Origin of the sequence: Promicromonospora sp. NPDC023805 (assembly GCF_040639635.1) — a bacterium.
GTDB lineage: Bacteria > Actinomycetota > Actinomycetes > Actinomycetales > Cellulomonadaceae > Promicromonospora.
Genome location: NZ_JBFAAH010000004.1, coordinates 196,075 through 211,409, shown reverse-complemented (window position 1 = coordinate 211,409; position 15,335 = coordinate 196,075). Strand labels below are relative to the sequence as shown.

Sequence of the window (15,335 nt, the reverse complement as noted above, 5' to 3'; positions counted from 1 at the left end):
ATCTCCTTCACCCGGCACTCATCCTCGCGTCGGATCCGTCGTGTCGGACGGCGCGACTACGTTGGGTGCCATGACGACCCCAGTCGACCCGAGCCCTCCAGGCAGCCCCGGGACCCCAGGTGCCCAGGCGCCGCCCCCGCACGACCCGTCGGCGGCGCTCAGCGTGCGCGGACTCTGGAAGCGGTTCGGGCAGAAGATCGCGGTCTCCGGCGTCGACCTGGACGTGCCAGCGGGCTCGTTCTACGGTCTGGTCGGCCCGAACGGTGCGGGCAAGACGACCATGCTCTCGATGGCCACCGGCCTGCTGCGGCCTGATTTCGGCAGTGCCTGGGTGCACGGCGTGGACCTGTGGGCGCGGCCCGACGAGGCCAAGGCGACCCTGGGCGTGCTGCCCGACGGCGTGCGCCTGTTCGACCGGCTGACCGGCCGCCAGCTGCTTACGTACGCCGGGATGCTGCGCGGTATGGACAAGGACACCGTGGTGGACCGGACGAACGACCTCTTGAAGGCGTTCGACCTGGTCGCTGACGCGGACACGTTCGTTGTCGACTACTCCGCCGGCATGACCAAGAAGATCGCGCTGGGCAGCGCCATGATCCATGCGCCGCGCACCCTGGTCCTGGACGAGCCGTTCGAGGCAGTCGACCCGGTGAGCGCCGCGAACATCCGCGACATCCTCAAGAGCTATGTGGCCGGCGGCGGCACAGTCATCGTCTCGAGCCACGTCATGGACCTGGTGCAGCGCATGTGTGACCACGTGGCGGTCATGGCGGCGGGGCACGTCCTCGCGGCGGGCACGGTGGACGAGGTACGCGGCGAGCAGAGCCTGGAAGACCGGTTCGTGGACCTCGTCGGCGGCCGTCAGCACTCGGAGGGGCTCTCATGGTTGCGCGGTTCCTGACCCTCAAGCTGACGCTGATGGGCAACACGTTCCGCAAGAGCGTCTGGCAGACCATCGGCATGATCGTCGCGGCGCTCTACGCGCTCGGCGTCGTCGGCCTCCTGATCGCCGCGGTGGTGGGTCTCGCGTTCTTCGGCGACCCTGCCTGGGCCGGACTTGCGATCACCCTCGGCGGGGCGCTGGCCGTGCTGGGCTGGTGGATCATCCCGATCTTCGCCTTCGGCGTGGACGCCACGCTGGACCCGCACCGCTTCACGACGTTCGCGATCCCCCGGCGCACGCTTCTCGCGGGGCTGGCGGTGGCGGGCCTGGTCTCGGTACCCGGTATCGCGACGGTGCTGCTCGCGCTGGGGGTCTCCTTCGCGTGGCTCCTGCAGCCGGGCGTGCTGCTCGTCTCGCTCGTCGGCGCAGTGCTCGGCGTCGCCACGTGCGTCCTCGGTTCCCGGGCGATCACCACGCTGCTCGCGCCCGTCCTGGAGTCGCGGCGCTACCGCGAGGTCGTGACGATCGTGGCGCTGGTGCTCGTCATGACGATCGGCCCGCTCATCGGCTGGCTCGCCAACGGCGTCGAGGTCTCGGTCGAGCCGGGCTCCGACAGCAGTACCGGGATGCAGCTCCTCCCGTTGTTCCAGCAGGCGGCCGCCGTCGTCGGCTGGACGCCGTTCGGCGCGGCGTGGTCGCTCGGCAGCACTGCGTACGACGGCGACTGGGCGGGCCTGGCGGGTCGCCTCGCGGTCGCGCTCGGCACCGTCGGGCTGGCGTGGCTGGTCTGGGACCGGGCCCTGGGCCGCGCCCTGGTGCGCCCGCCCGTCGGCGACGGCAGCGGCGGCAAGGCCAAGGGCCTCGGGATATTCGGCCGCGTGCCGTTCTCGCCCACCTGGGCGGTCACCGCCCGGACCGCCACCTACTGGCTGCGGGACCCGCGCTACTCGGGGTCCATCGCCATCATCCCGCTGCTGCCGGTGATCATGTACTTCACGTCCCAGAGCACCGGCAGCTTCTTCATGCTCCTGGCGACCGGGCCGTTCGTGGGCTGGATGCTCGGCTTCAGCATCTCCAACGACATCGGCTACGACAACACGGCCTTCGCCCTGCACGTCTCGTCGGGTGTCGACGGCCGCGCCGACCGGTGGGGCCGGGCGATCCCGATGCTGACGGCGGGACCTCTGGTCGCCGCGGCCACGGTGGTGGCCTCGGTCTGGGTCGCCGACTCCTGGCACCTGACCCTGCCCTTGCTGGGGCTGGCGTTCGGTGCCCTGCTGGTCAGTACCGCCGTGTCCTGCGCGGTGTCGGCACGGCTCGTCTACCCGGTCGCGAAGCCGGGCGAGAGCCCCCTGAAGTCGCCGCAGGGTGCGGCGATGGCGACGATCGTGTCGCAGGGCATCGGGTTCGCCGTCACTGTAGGGCTGTCCCTGCCGGTCTTCGCGGTGGGCATCGCGGCCCTGCTGCTGGGTGGTGTGCTGTGGGGCGTCGCCACGGTCGTCGTCGGCCTCCTGTACGGCGCGCTGATCCTGGTGCTGGCCGTGCGGTTCGGCGCTCGTGTGTACGACAGGCGCCTGCCCGAGCTGCTCCAGCAGGTGCAGTCCTTCCCCTGACGTCGAAGCGGCGTCGCCCCAGGTCAGCGGTCGTGTCAGTGACCCGGCCTAGCCTGGGGCGATGACGCGATTCACAGCAGACGACGACCTGCGGCACGCCGAGTTCGTCGCGGCGAACCTGACCGACGCCCGGTTCCGTTTCACCGACCTGGAAGGTGCGGCGTTCGACCAGTCGTACCTGCCCCGCGTCGTGATGCGCGGAGTCGACCTGACCGGCGCGGACATCGACGGGCAGATCGGCGACCTCAAGGTCAACGGCGTCGAGGTGCTGCCGCTGATCGAGGCCGAGCTGAACCGTCGGCATCCCGGGCGAGAGCTGGCTCGGTCCCAGGTTCTCGCGGAGCAGCGCGCGTCGTTCGAGGCAGCGCTGCGGACTTGGTCGGCCACGCTCGACCGGGTGGCGGCGATGCCCGCCGGGACGGTGGACCAGCAGATCGACGGCGAGTGGTCGCTCGCCCAGACACTGCGACACCTGGTGTTCGCCGTCGACGGCTGGGTGCGACACGGGATCCAGGGCCTCGACGGCGCGTTCAGCCCGATAGGCCTCCCGTTCTCCGAGTACGACGACGAGGTGGGCGCGCTCGGCGTCGACGTCGCTGCCACGCCGTCGTTCCAGGAGGTCCAGACCGTCTACGCCGATCGGATGGCCCAGGTGCGCGCGCAGTACGACTCCCTCACGCAGGAGGACTTCGAGGCACAGGCTCGCCGGCTGCCGCCGTGGGAACCGGAGACGCGCAGCCTTCCCGTGTGGCGCTGCCTCGGGGTCATCGCCAACGAAGCCTGGGAGCATCACCGGTTCGCGGCACGCGATCTCGACGAGCTGGAGCGCAGACGAGACGCCCGGTAGACGGGCCAACCGCAGCCCGCAACGACGCGGCTGTCGGCGATTGGCGCTCGGCACGTAGAATTTCGCGACGTGGCTCTTACTATCGGCATCGTCGGCCTGCCCAACGTCGGCAAGTCCACCCTCTTCAACGCTCTGACCCGCAACCAGGTGCTCGCCGCGAACTACCCGTTCGCGACGATCGAGCCCAACGTCGGCGTGGTCTCGCTGCCCGACGAGCGGCTCAACAAGCTCGCTGAGATCTTCGGGAGCCAGAAGATCCTGCCGGCCACGGTGTCGTTCGTGGACATCGCGGGCATCGTCAAGGGCGCGTCCGAGGGTGAGGGCCTGGGCAACAAGTTCCTCGCCAACATCCGCGAGGCCGACGCGATCTGCCAGGTCACGCGTGCCTTCGACGACCCGGACGTGGTGCGCGTGGACGGCTCGGCGGACGCCCCCGGCGACATCGAGACCATCTCCACCGAGCTGATCCTCGCCGACCTCCAGACCCTCGAGAAGGCCCTGCCGAGGATGGAGAAGGAGGTCAAGATCAAGCGCGGCGACCCCGTCCTGTACGCCGCCGCGAAGAAGGCGGAGGAGATCCTGAACCAGGGCGTGACCCTGTACCAGGGTGCCGCCGGTGCCGGTCTCGACCTGGCCGAGATCGCGAGCCTTCAGCTGATGACCGCCAAGCCGTTCATCTACGTCTTCAACACCGACGACGCCGGCCTGGCGGACACCGCGTCCCAGGAGGCCCTGCGCAAGGTCGTCGCGCCGGCCCACGCGATCTTCCTGGACGCGAAGTTCGAGTCCGAGCTCGTGGAGCTCGAGCCCGAGGAGGCCGCCGAGATGCTCGCCGAGTCCGGCCAGCCGGAGTCCGGCCTGGACCAGCTCGCGAAGGTCGGCTTCGAGACGCTCGGCCTGCAGACCTACCTCACGGCTGGCCCGAAGGAAGCGCGCGCCTGGACCATCCACAAGGGTTGGACCGCCCCCCAGGCCGCGGGCGTGATCCACACCGACTTCGAGCGTGGCTTCATCAAGGCCGAGGTCACCTCGTTCGAGGACCTGGTCGAGGCCGGCTCGTCCGCTGCGGTGAAGGCTGCGGGCAAGGCCCGCATCGAGGGCAAGGACTACGTCATGCAGGACGGCGACGTGGTGGAGTTCCGCTTCAACGTCTGAGCATCACCGGGTTTCGGCCACACCCTCGAGATGCCACGAGGCCCCCGCTCCAAGCGGAGCGGGGGCCTCGTTTCGTTTGTCAGGCGCTGGAGCCAGAGCCTGGGCAGGTACCGGATCCCGGCTTGCCCTTCTGGTGGGTCGCGAGCTTCCCTCCGACTACTCCGACAACCTGGCCGCAGCTACCGCACTTCTTCGTTGCCACTTACACCGCCTCCTTGATCCGCCACTCCGTGCTTTCTGACCGCCGCTCGCCGGGTGCGAGGGTGTACCTGAGGAAGCTCGTGGTGGCGCTTCCGTCGTGCCACTTGAGCGTGTACCCGAACGGGTGGGTAAAGCCCAGGAGCGGCTTGGGAGGACGCGTCGAGAACCGCTCGACCGACGCCAGTTCACGGGACTGGGCGTTGATGACCAGGGCGGTGAGCCACGCTTCCAGGTCGGCCACGTGCAGCTTGCCGTCGGCCACCGAAAGCTCGACGGGCGCGACCGGGGCAGGCGGCTCGCCCTCGACGATCTCTTCCGGCCGGTCGAAGCTGTCGCCCTTGGGGCCGCCGCCGATGACGGTCTGCCAGTACACGGTCCCGCCGTCGGGTCCTTCGAACACGAGACCGGTGCACTGCTCGCCCATGCCACTGTCCTTGTTGATGCCGCTGTCGGCCCACTCGATGCGCTTCACACCGGTCGGGAGGTTGGCGTCAACGCGGGCAGTGATCCAGGTCTGGAAACGTGGGAGGCGCATGGTCCGAGGCTATCCGAGAAGGGAGCGCAGCACGGCGGCTGCTCCGTCGTCGGAGGTCCCTGTGACGTAGTCCGCGCTTGGGGACGATGACCACCGCAAATCGCTGAGGGGCAGCTCGAACCCATGCGGTCCATCACCAGTAACGCTGCGCCACTGCGCACGTCGGCGGCCTTCGTCTCCGCGCGGGTAGGGCAGACCAGCCTCCAGCGCGGCGGCTTCGATGGCGCGCATGGTGGTGCCGACGCCGGACGGGATCGGCGCGTGCTTGATCCAATGGCCGTTCTGGAGGGTCCATGCCTCGCATCGGGACAGGTCCGGTCCGGTGCCGTGCCACACCCGCAGGACCACTGGGCCCGGTGCGCTGGCCTCGGCGGTGGCGATCTGCGCAGCCAACGGGGAGAGCGAACCGTCGACATCCGGGACCAGGGAACGCAGTACCGACAAGGCCCCGGCCTGGTCGATGGTGCCGGTGGTCTCGTCAGCAGCACTGCGCACGATCGCGGGAGCGTGCCCCATCGCCACCGAACGTCTGGCCCACGCGAGCATCGTCAGATCGTTGACGCCATCTCCCACCGCCACGGTGCGCTCGACCGGGATGTTCAGGCGTCTGCGCACATCGTCGAGCGCGACCGCCTTGTTCACGTCCCGCGCCGCGATGTCCAACCAGTCCGATCCCATCGGCGTCACGGTGACGCCGGTGGCGTGCAGCGCATCGGCAGACCCGCGGATACCCGGTCCGACGAGCGCGACCCGGGTAGCGGGATGAGAGACCAGATCGCTCAGGGTTATGACCTTCTGTTGCCCGTTGAGTTCTCCCGGCTCGAACGGTTGGTTGGTCCGCCAGCCCCAGCCGACCTCTTCCACCGCGACCCGTACTTCCGGAACCATCTCCATGGCACGGCGGATCACCGGTTCCGGGTCGAATGTGCGAGCGGCAACGACTTCGTATCCCGACGGTGCGGACAGGTCTAGGCGCACGGTCAAGGCGCCGTTGGAGCACACGCCCCAACCGTCGGTTAGCCCCAGTCGGATCGCGATCGGTACCAGCCCGATCAATGAGCGACCGGTGGCAAGCACGATCTGATGCCCGGCAGCCCGTGCCAGGTCGAGCGCCGGGACGGTGCCGGAGGGGATCTTGTTGCCGTCGTCCACCAGGGTCCCGTCGATGTCGAGCGCGACGAGCGTGCGGGTGCACGTGGTGGTCGTGGCACTCATCGGACCGCCACCTGGCGAAGGACCGACCGGACCTGGACCTCCAGGCCGTCGACCACACCCGTCCAGAGGGTGTGCCCGGGCACGAACATCCGGTGATCCAACGGAAGGTCACACCCCAAGGTGCGTGCGATCTGCTCGCCCTCGTTCAGGTTCACGGGCTGCACGCAGATGCGGCCTCGGGTCAACGTGACGATCTCGATGTGTTCCGGTCCCACGGCGCGGATCGCCTCGGCGGCGACGTCCATGGCGAACGTGAGCTGGTCGGCCAAGCGGGTCGTGGTCATTGGCTTGCCCTTGTGTGTAGGGGGTGGTGGAGCGGTGACTCGGCAGCCGAGGAGGGCTGGGATCCAGTGAAATACCCGTAACCGTGAACGCGTGAGGAAAAAGTGCCGGGGCATTCATCGGCGGCAACCGGAAATTTCCGGGGTGATCGCTTCTTCTCGATGCCGTCGTGTGGCTACCGTGAATGCGTGGGAGGCAACCAGATCCTCAAGACGCGCATGGCGGAATCGGGCTTCACCCAGGCAGAACTGGCTGAAGCCGTGAACGCCGACCTGCGCGCGGCCGGATACGAAGGAACCGTCAGCGACCGGACGGTCCGCAACTGGCTGACCGGAAAAACTCGATGGCCCCACCATCGCCAGCGCGCCGCTCTGGAGGCCCTGTTCAACTGCCCCGTGACGGAGCTGGGCTTCACGACCCAAGAAGACCTCACCCCGGCAGCGTCGCCGCGGGGTGAGGTGCACCGCCCGGTCAGCGACACCGCCAGAAAGATCCGCCCAACGGTCGCCGTCCCGTCCTTGGGGCCTCCTACAACCGTCACCCGTACGCGTACGAGTGGGCGGACCGGCACGGCGTCTACATGATGGACGACACGGACAACATGTGGCTCAACACCGACCAGCAGCGGCTGCAGACCGAGAGCTACGGGTTGTCGCGTGCCATGGCGGCCACCACCGCGTGGAACCAGCACAACCACCCGTCGGTGATCCTCTGGGGGCTGCAGAACGAGTCGGAGATCGACCCCGGTGGCGCGCCGGTCTACCGGGCCTGGCTCCAGGACATGAAGGACGCGATCACCGCCGTCGACCTGCAGGACCGGCCGGTCACCTGGGCGTCCAGCACGACGAACGACCCCGCCTTCGAGCTTGCCGACGTCATCGGGTTCAACGAGTACTTCGGCTACTTCTACGGTGACAACGAAGACCTCGGACCCGCGATCGACGGTGTGCACTCCCGCCATCCGGACAAGCCGATCCTCATCACCGAGAACGGCTCCTGGTCCTACCTGGGCCGACGGGGGAGCACCGAAGAGGCGGGGACCGAGGACTGGCAGGCCGCGAACCTCGACTCCCACTGGCGGCAGGCGTCGGCGCGGCCCTTCGTCGCCGGCTACACCCACTGGGTGCTCAAGGACTACAAGCAGCGCCTGGGCTACAACATGGACCTCAACGGGATCTCGGTGATGGGGCTGCTCGGCTGGGACTCGGAGACCCGGCGTCTCGCCTACGACGTCTACCGCGACGCGCAGCTGCCGTACTAGATCGGGAGAATCGCCCGGCTCGACGCCGAGTTCGGTGCGCACCTCTTTGAGTGCCGTCGCGTTGTCCGTCGTGGAGAGGATTCTGCGACGCTGCACCGCCTGGCGCGGGCGGGATGCGCCTACCCGACCCAGCGTGAACCCGGCGCCAGTCAGCTTGTCGCGTCGGTGAGCAGTACCCCGAGCCGGTTCAACGCACCCGGCACCACCGAGTAGTAGCCCCACTTCCCGCGCTGCTCACGGGTGAGCAGGCCGGCCTCGACGAGCAGCTTGAGGTGGTGGCTCACCGTGGGCTGGGACAGGCCTACCGGTTCGGTGAGGTCGCACACGCACGCCTCGCCACCGTCGTGCGCGGCGACGATCGAGAGCAGCCGCACGCGGGTGGGGTCGCTCAGCGCCTTGAACACATGGGCGATCTCGATGGCGGTCTGCGGATCGGCCGCCTCGCGGACCAGCGGCGCACAGCAGGCACCGGACGCTGACACCGGCACGGTGCGCGGCGGGTCGGCCAGGTCGAGAGTCGTGATCATGGATTCCATCTTGCCACGCATTGAAGATTATGGATACGTTGCTCTCGTTGATCCATCGAAAATCTTCGATCCGAGGAGTCGGTCATGACCGAGACATCCCGCGAGAACCTGCCCGTCGTCGTCATCGGCGCCGGGCCGGTCGGCCTCGCCGCCGCGGCGCACCTGCTGGAACGGGGCCTCGAGCCCCTGGTGCTGGAAGCCGGGAACGGCCCGGCCGCCGCCGTCGCCTCCTGGGGCCACGTCCGACTGTTCTCCCCGTGGCAGTACGACATCGACGCCTCCGCCCGCCGTCTGCTCGCAGGGACCGGCTGGACCGAGCCGAACCCGGACGCGCTGCCCACCGGCAGCGACCTGGTCGAGAACTACCTGGCGCCGCTGGCCGGAGTCCTGGGTGACCGCGTCCGCTATGGCGCGCGGGTCTCCGACGTCGCCAGGGACGGGGCCGACCGGTCCCGGTCGCTCGGCCGCGAGCGTCGCCCGTACCTGGTGCGCTACACCGCAGGGGGAGAGGTCCACGAGACCCGCGCCAGCGCGGTGATCGACGCCTCGGGCACGTACGGCGCGCCCAACCCGCTCGGGCTCTCGGGCCTGCCCGCGATCGGTGAGGAGCGCGCCGCCGAGCACCTGACCGGCGCGCTGCCGGACGTGCTGGGTTCCGACCGGGAGCGGTTCGCCGGCCATGCCACGCTGGTGGTGGGTATGGGCCACTCCGCGGCGAACACCCTGCTCAGCCTGGTCGAGCTGGCCAAGGACGAGCCGACCACGCGCATCGTCTGGGCCATCCGTGGGGGCTCGGCGCGCCGCCTGTACGGCGGCGGTAGCGACGACGAGCTGCCCGCCCGCGGCCTGCTCGGCACGCGCCTGCGCGACGCTGTCGAGGCCGGGCGCGTCGAGCTGCTCACCCGGGTCGCGATCGAACGCCTGGAGCCCGAGGCCTCAGGCACCGTGCGTGTGCTGGGCACGGCACGCAAGGACGGCACCGACGGCGGGCTCGACCTGGCCGTCGACACGATCGTCAACGCGACCGGCTTCCGGCCCGACCTGGACATGCTGCGCGAGGTCCGTCTCGACCTGGACCCCGTCGTCGAGGCGCCGCGCCGGATCGCCTCGCTCATCGACCCCAACCACCACTCCTGCGGCACCGTGCCCGCGCACGGCGAGACCGAGCTGACCCACCCGGACGACGGGTTCTACCTGGTGGGCATGAAGTCCTACGGCCGGGCGCCCACGTTCCTGCTGGCCACCGGGTACGAGCAGGTGCGGTCCGTGGTCGCGGCCCTCGCCGGGGACCGGGCCTCGGCCGACGCCGTCGAGCTGAACCTGCCGCAGACCGGCGTCTGCTCCTCGGACCTGGCGTTCGCCGCTGACGCGGACGGCGTGGTCTCCGCCGAGGCTCTGGCCGGTGCGACCAGCGGCCGATGCTGCGCTGCGCCGTCGGGTCCGCAGGCGGTCACGCTCGGACTGGGCGCACCCGCCGAGGCGGCGTCGGGATGCGGTGGAGCAGCCGAGCCGACGTCGGGCAGCGCGCCCGAGCCGGTCAAGGTCGGGTTCGCGACCGGCGTCGGGCACGGTCGCTCCAGCGACTGACGACCGGACCGCAACACAGGGGGCGTGAGTCCGGGCAGGTACCCGGGGTCGCGCCTCCTGGTCAGATGGTCTGCTCGCGCCGCGGCGGGTAAAGGGCCATGGCGAGCAGAACGCCAAGTGCTCCGCCAACGACCTGGGCCCCGACGAACGGCAGCACGGAGGCGGGCGCGATCCCGGCGAAGGTGTCGCTGAACACGCGACCGATCGTCACGGCAGGGTTCGCGAACGACGTCGAAGAGGTGAACCAGTAGGCCGCGCCGATGTACGCGCCGACGGACGCCGGGATCCAGGCATCCCGCCCGGATCGCAGCAGACCGAGGATCACCAGGACCAGCCCGGCCGTCGCGACGACCTCGGCCAGCAGGTGCGGTCCGGTCGCACGCTCGGTGGTCGACAGGCCTGCCGGGATGTCGAACATGGCGTTGGCCAGCAGTGCTCCGCCGATGGCCCCGCCGACCTGCGCCGCGACGTAGACGGCGCCGTCACGCACGCCCACCCCGGAACCGTCCCGCCGACCGGTGAACCAGTCGACGAGCGTCACCACTGGGTTGAAGTGCGCACCACTGACCGGGCCGAGCACAGCGATCAGCACGGCCAGGCCCAGAGTCGTGGCGAGGCTGTTCTGCAAGAGCTGCGACCCGACGTCGTCCGGCGACAGGCTCTGCGCCGCGATCCCGGACCCGACCACTATCGCCACCAGCAGACCCGTTCCCAGGGCCTCGGCGACCGCGCGACGCCACAGGGCGGGCGGCGCCGGGGCGCGTGCCGGTGTCCCTAAGGCGGCTTGCGGATCGAGAGTGGCCACCGCGGGGGACGTCACGCCGTGGGCTCCACACCCAGCTCGGCCAGCAGCTTCCGGATGCGCTTCTCGATGTCGTCGCGGATCGGGCGGACCGACTCGATGCCCTGACCCGCGGGGTCCTCCAGCTCCCAGTCCTCGTACCGCTTGCCGGGGTAGAACGGGCAGGCATCGCCGCAGCCCATGGTGATCACCACGTCGGAGGCCTCCACGGCCTCGTTGGTCAGCACCTTGGGCTTCTCGGCGCGGATGTCGATGCCCTTCTCGAGCATGGCCTCCACCGCGGTCGGGTTGATCATCTCGGCGGGCATCGACCCGGCCGAGCGCACCTCGACGGCGCCGCCGGACAGGGTTCGCAGGAACCCGGCGGCCATCTGGGAGCGGCCTGCGTTGTGCACGCAGACGAACAGGGCAGACGGCTTGGACTCGGTGGTGGGCTCGGTGGTGCTCATCAGGTTCTCCGATGGTGAGGGGGCGTCGGGCGGTGGTCAGGTGGTCTCGGGCACCAGGTCGGCGAGCAGGGCGCGTACCCGCTGGTCCAGCTCGTCGCGGATCGCCGCGACGCCGGCGGGCGAGGCAAGGGCCGGGTCGCCGACCATCCAGTCCTCGTACCGCTTGCCGGGCAGGATCGGGCACACGTCTCCGCAGCCCATGGTGACGACGACGTCGGCGGCGCGGACGGCGTCGTCGGTCAGGGGCTTGGGGTAGAAGCGGGTCACGTCGTCGACCTCGTCAGCCGCGGTGGCGTCGCCCAGCTCCGACAGCAGCACGCGCACGCCGGCGTGCACCTCCGCGGCGGGCGCTGATCCGGCGGAGCGGACGACTACACGATCGCCCGCGTAGTGCCGCATCAGGGCCGCGGCCAGCTGCGAGCGGCCGGCGTTGGCCACGCACACGAACAGGACCTGCGGCAGGTGCGCCGTGCCCGCCGCGGTCTCCTGCGCATGCGCCTTTTCCACATCGATGATCCGCTGCCGGGCGAAGTGCTCCGTGAGCGGGACCAAGTAGACGGACTCGCCGCCGCGGCGTACCAGCGCCGTGTACGACTCGCGGACCACACGTACGCACTCGTTCGACGGCGTATCGGGGAACCGCTCGGCGAGGGACGCGGCCATGCGGTCGAGGGCGGGATCCACGTTCCGTAGCTCGGTCAGGTGCGGCGTCTCCATCACCTCGATGGCCGCCGGCGCGAACCTGTCCAGGAGGGTGTTCACCGCACCGCGGTAGGCGGGCCTGATCCGGTACCAGACCGAGGTGCCGCGCCGGTCGGCGGCGAGGAGACCGATGTCGCGCAGGACCTTGAGGTGGTGGGACACCGTGGGCTGGGAGACGTCGGTGAGGGTCGCGAGCTCACCGACCGTCACCTCACCCTCGGGGCTGGAAGCGATCGCCGACAGCATCCGCAGGCGGAGCGGCTCGGCCAGGGCCTTGAGCGTCAGGGCCACAGTGGTCGCGGCGTCCATGCCGATGGCATGGGACTCCTGCCCGCGGGCACTCGACGGAGTGAGAGCAGTCATGGTCGACCCCCTGGTACATCGATGAGTCTCTATGTTGACAGTCATCGATGTAGGGCGCAACTGAACTCAGGTGATCTCTATGCTCGCCGTCGCCTGAACCGACGCGGTATACTGATGCCATTCTGACGCCTCAGTAAGGAGTGGAGATGCCTCCAAGGACGATTGCTGGCGGAGCGGAGCTTGGCGCTGCGATCCGGACCCGGCGGGAAGAGCTGGACATGTCCATCGAGGATGCCGCCCAGCGAGCGGGGATCGGCAGCGAGACATGGCGCCGTTACGAGACCGGATCGAACCTTCGCAAGGACAAGGTCCGCGCCGTGTGTAGAGCGCTGCGCTGGTCGGTCCTGCCGGGCACATCCTCAACCGAGCCAGACGATGACGATCTTGGTGAAGACTGGAACGAATACGATCCGAAGAAGGACGGCCTCTATGTGGCAGGCCTCGAACTCAACTTCGGCCTGGACGCGGCAAAGACCTTCGCCTGGGGCTCCGACGTCGTGCTGGATCACATCAAGGGCGACCTGGAGGAACTGGGGCGGCAGCCCCGCGGGACTCATCTCGGCGAACTGGGCCACAGCTGGCTCGATGGAGCTCTGCCAGAGCAGTGGCGGGTGCGGTACGACTACGACTTCGTCTTCAGGCTGAAGGCGACGATCGATCAGATCCGCCGCACGGCCCCGGCGGCCGAGTCGGTCATGATGCCCCGCCTTGCCCAGACGGTTGGAGAGGGCGTTGTCGTACGCCTCATTCTCGAACAGGGTGACGTCTTCGCCGACATGTATGGGGCGGACACCGACGGGTGGCCTGACTGGTACGACGCGATCGTCGAACCGGACTGGATCATCGACCTGATGTACGACGGCCGCTACATGTCCGAGGATGGGCCGTGGGCCTTCGAGAACTGGTTCGACCCGACGATCCCACTGCCGGACCTTCATGACTACGTGACGCCGGAGATGGTGGAGAAGGCGTTCGGTCTGGCTGCCGTCTCGGACGGTGACGAGACGACAAGCAATTGAGGTCTTCGCTGACTCGGATCGGGAACGTGGTGGTTCGAGTCGTGACCAGCCCAAGACACGGATTCGGCGCAGTTAGAAGGGAATCCATGCGCCTGGTCGTCGCCTCGGACGACTGAGCCGAACGGCGAACCAGGAGGTCAGGCCCACATGACACGCTTCAACGTCTGATGCGGGATGCATCCGCACGGTTCAGGTGTGAGCAAGGCCCTGCGCAATCGCGGTTCATTGCCAGGCTTGGAGGAGGTCGTCTGCTGTCCAGATGACGTCGAGCGGTGCGCCGTCGACCATGCCTCCAGGGCAGACGCCGATAGTAGCGACATCGGGCGGCGCGCCGGGGACGGATGCGGCGTCGGCGACGAGCTGAGCGGCTTCGCGAGAGGTTATGGGGCTGTCAGTGCGCCATTTGATCGTTCCGACGAAGTAGATGGTGCTTGCGGGTCGGTCGTCGGCCCCAACGAGGTCGATCTCGGGGTTGTTGTTTCGGGGCCACCAGTTTCCGACGGCTTTCGCCTCGGGCCACGGGCTTGTGGGTGTGAGTCGCCAGACAGCTTCCCGGACGACCGGTTCAATGGCGCGTCCGCGCCAGGCCGAGTACCCATTGACGATTCGCGTGTATGCGATGTCTCCTCGTCCGGCGTCAATTTCGCCGAGGTGGGGTTCGACGAACGCGAGCCAGAAGCGCAGTGCGGGGTCAGCGATCCGGTAACGGCGGTCCTTGGCTGCGCGCTTCATCGAAAGGGGCTCGTCGAAGGCCACCACGCGTTTCTCGCGGAGCATGCTCAGTGTCCGGGTCAGGGATGTCGATGGGATCACTTCGATGTTGGCGGCAGACTGTTGGACAGAGGTGAACGTGCGCTCGCCACGGCCGCCGACCGCTGTCAGAATTCGCCGGGACAGGGAGGTCTCGCTGAACTCCGACTCCAGGATGCGCTGACCGTTCACCACGAGTGGGGTTGTGGAGTCCTCAAGTTCGGCGCGGAGGAAATCGTCGAGAGTCATTCCCGCTTCCCAGGACTCAGCGACGAGAGGCTGGCCTCCCGTGACCAGGTGAGCGTCGAATGCGTCGACTCCAGAAGTTCCGGTCAGCTCGGCGACGTCGCGGGGGTTGAGAGCGTGCAGCACCAATTCGGTGGCACGTCCGTGGAACGGCTGATCGTGGTGGGTGAGGCTTTCCATCATCGAAAGGTCGCTGCCGAGAAGCAGCAGAAGCACAGGCTTGCGCGACAGTTCCAGGTCCCATGCGCGTTGCAGTTCGCCGGCGCCGCCCGGGAATCCTTCTAAAAGCCACGGAAGTTCATCGATCACGACGATCGACGGAGCGTCGTCGGGCAGGGTGAGAGCGAGGATCTGGAAGGCTGCTGACAGAGTTGTGGGGTCGAGATCTTGGGCGCGAGCGGCGTTGGGGAGAGTGGAGGCAGCAATCACGTCACGGAGGTGGTGCAGGTCTTCGGCGGGCGGGGAATTACGTGAGGCTTGGAAGTGGACGAAAGGTAGGCCAGCACGGCGGACGAACTCGCCGGCAAGCCTGGATTTGCCGACACGGCGCCGGCCACGGATCATCATTGCGGTACCGCGGTCGAGGCGACTCCCGCGTTGGATCCGGTCCAGGTGCTTGTGGAGTATCGCGAGTTCGCGCGTGCGTCCGACAAACGACAAGTGCCCTCCAATGGATGTGAGCCAACCGCCCGAGTGTGGAAGTCCCAAGTTTGGTAGTCCCAAACATGGGACTAATCTCAGGGTAGCGGAAGTGCAACCGGGCGGCATGGGGACGGAATCATGGCTCCCCGCTCGTTGCAGAGCTGGCCCCGCGCGGTAGCAGCCATTGGTGTGCTGATTGCAGTCAGCCCGTCCCTGCTGGCTCAGGATTCCGCTTCAACGTCTGAGCGCGTCGCAG

Annotated in this window: 16 protein-coding genes; 8 read left to right on the top strand and 8 right to left on the bottom strand. The window is 68.6% G+C overall.

Going from position 1 to position 15,335, the window contains the following annotated elements:
- Window positions 1–70 precede the first annotated feature (70 nt).
- The 4 genes from AB0F70_RS07145 (at window position 71) to ychF (ending at window position 4,498) form a co-directional block, all read left to right on the top strand.
- Window positions 71–901, top strand: coding sequence for an ABC transporter ATP-binding protein (locus AB0F70_RS07145; RefSeq protein ID WP_357445299.1), 831 nt, complete (start codon window positions 71–73; stop codon window positions 899–901).
- The gene (locus AB0F70_RS07140; protein WP_357445296.1) at window positions 883–2,496 is read left to right on the top strand and encodes a hypothetical protein; all 1,614 of its coding nucleotides are present in this window, start codon (window positions 883–885) and stop codon (window positions 2,494–2,496) included. The genes AB0F70_RS07145 and AB0F70_RS07140 overlap by 19 nt, the downstream gene beginning before the upstream one ends.
- Before the next feature lie 61 nt (window positions 2,497–2,557).
- Window positions 2,558–3,343, top strand: a complete 786-nt coding sequence (locus AB0F70_RS07135) for a DinB family protein (protein WP_357445293.1) — start codon at window positions 2,558–2,560, stop codon at window positions 3,341–3,343.
- A 69-nt stretch (window positions 3,344–3,412) separates the two neighbouring features.
- Complete coding sequence (gene ychF / locus AB0F70_RS07130; protein ID WP_357445290.1) at window positions 3,413–4,498, top strand: redox-regulated ATPase YchF; 1,086 nt, start codon at window positions 3,413–3,415, stop codon at window positions 4,496–4,498.
- 202 nt (window positions 4,499–4,700) lie between these two features.
- Here the strand turns inward: ychF and AB0F70_RS07125 are convergent, their stop codons facing one another.
- From AB0F70_RS07125 to AB0F70_RS07115, 3 genes are read right to left on the bottom strand one after another with little or no spacing between them, the layout of a single operon-like run.
- The gene (locus AB0F70_RS07125) at window positions 4,701–5,234 is read right to left on the bottom strand and encodes a hypothetical protein (RefSeq protein ID WP_357445287.1); all 534 of its coding nucleotides are present in this window, start codon (window positions 5,232–5,234) and stop codon (window positions 4,701–4,703) included.
- A gap of 9 nt (window positions 5,235–5,243) precedes the next feature.
- Window positions 5,244–6,449, bottom strand: coding sequence for an HAD family hydrolase (locus tag AB0F70_RS07120; protein ID WP_357445284.1), 1,206 nt, complete (start codon window positions 6,447–6,449; stop codon window positions 5,244–5,246).
- On the bottom strand, window positions 6,446–6,733 hold the full coding sequence (locus AB0F70_RS07115; RefSeq protein ID WP_357445281.1) for a hypothetical protein: 288 nt from the start codon (window positions 6,731–6,733) through the stop codon (window positions 6,446–6,448). The genes AB0F70_RS07120 and AB0F70_RS07115 overlap by 4 nt, the downstream gene beginning before the upstream one ends.
- A gap of 186 nt (window positions 6,734–6,919) precedes the next feature.
- Between AB0F70_RS07115 and AB0F70_RS07110 the strand changes: the two genes are divergently transcribed.
- Together AB0F70_RS07110 and AB0F70_RS07105 are read left to right on the top strand one after the other, a co-directional pair.
- Window positions 6,920–7,315 carry a helix-turn-helix transcriptional regulator gene (locus AB0F70_RS07110; RefSeq protein WP_357445278.1) on the top strand — a complete coding sequence of 132 codons (396 nt, stop codon included), beginning with the start codon at window positions 6,920–6,922 and terminating at the stop codon, window positions 7,313–7,315.
- Complete coding sequence (locus AB0F70_RS07105) at window positions 7,312–7,992, top strand: glycoside hydrolase family 2 TIM barrel-domain containing protein (protein ID WP_357445275.1); 681 nt, start codon at window positions 7,312–7,314, stop codon at window positions 7,990–7,992. The genes AB0F70_RS07110 and AB0F70_RS07105 overlap by 4 nt, the downstream gene beginning before the upstream one ends.
- 149 nt (window positions 7,993–8,141) lie before the next feature.
- On the opposite strand, the gene AB0F70_RS07100 is transcribed toward AB0F70_RS07105, so the two are convergent.
- On the bottom strand, window positions 8,142–8,519 hold the full coding sequence (locus AB0F70_RS07100; protein WP_357445272.1) for a metalloregulator ArsR/SmtB family transcription factor: 378 nt from the start codon (window positions 8,517–8,519) through the stop codon (window positions 8,142–8,144).
- A gap of 84 nt (window positions 8,520–8,603) precedes the next feature.
- Between AB0F70_RS07100 and AB0F70_RS07095 the strand changes: the two genes are divergently transcribed.
- On the top strand, window positions 8,604–10,106 hold the full coding sequence (locus AB0F70_RS07095) for an FAD-dependent oxidoreductase (RefSeq protein ID WP_357445269.1): 1,503 nt from the start codon (window positions 8,604–8,606) through the stop codon (window positions 10,104–10,106).
- Between the two features lie 61 nt (window positions 10,107–10,167).
- Here AB0F70_RS07095 and AB0F70_RS07090 read toward each other — a convergent pair whose 3' ends face one another.
- The 3 genes from AB0F70_RS07090 to AB0F70_RS07080 form a co-directional block, all read right to left on the bottom strand.
- Window positions 10,168–10,848 carry an MIP/aquaporin family protein gene (locus AB0F70_RS07090; protein ID WP_357445386.1) on the bottom strand — a complete coding sequence of 227 codons (681 nt, stop codon included), beginning with the start codon at window positions 10,846–10,848 and terminating at the stop codon, window positions 10,168–10,170.
- A 74-nt stretch (window positions 10,849–10,922) separates the two neighbouring features.
- Window positions 10,923–11,357: an arsenate reductase ArsC gene (locus AB0F70_RS07085; protein ID WP_357445266.1), complete on the bottom strand. Its 435-nt coding sequence runs from the start codon at window positions 11,355–11,357 to the stop codon at window positions 10,923–10,925.
- 36 nt (window positions 11,358–11,393) lie between these two features.
- On the bottom strand, window positions 11,394–12,422 hold the full coding sequence (locus AB0F70_RS07080) for a metalloregulator ArsR/SmtB family transcription factor (RefSeq protein ID WP_357445264.1): 1,029 nt from the start codon (window positions 12,420–12,422) through the stop codon (window positions 11,394–11,396).
- Window positions 12,423–12,568: 146 nt separating this feature from the next.
- Here AB0F70_RS07080 and AB0F70_RS07075 point away from each other — a divergent pair, with 146 nt between their 5' ends.
- Window positions 12,569–13,441: a helix-turn-helix transcriptional regulator gene (locus AB0F70_RS07075; protein WP_357445261.1), complete on the top strand. Its 873-nt coding sequence runs from the start codon at window positions 12,569–12,571 to the stop codon at window positions 13,439–13,441.
- A 222-nt stretch (window positions 13,442–13,663) separates the two neighbouring features.
- Here AB0F70_RS07075 and AB0F70_RS07070 read toward each other — a convergent pair whose 3' ends face one another.
- Window positions 13,664–15,097 carry an ATP-binding protein gene (locus AB0F70_RS07070; protein ID WP_357445258.1) on the bottom strand — a complete coding sequence of 478 codons (1,434 nt, stop codon included), beginning with the start codon at window positions 15,095–15,097 and terminating at the stop codon, window positions 13,664–13,666.
- Window positions 15,098–15,335 lie beyond the last annotated feature (238 nt).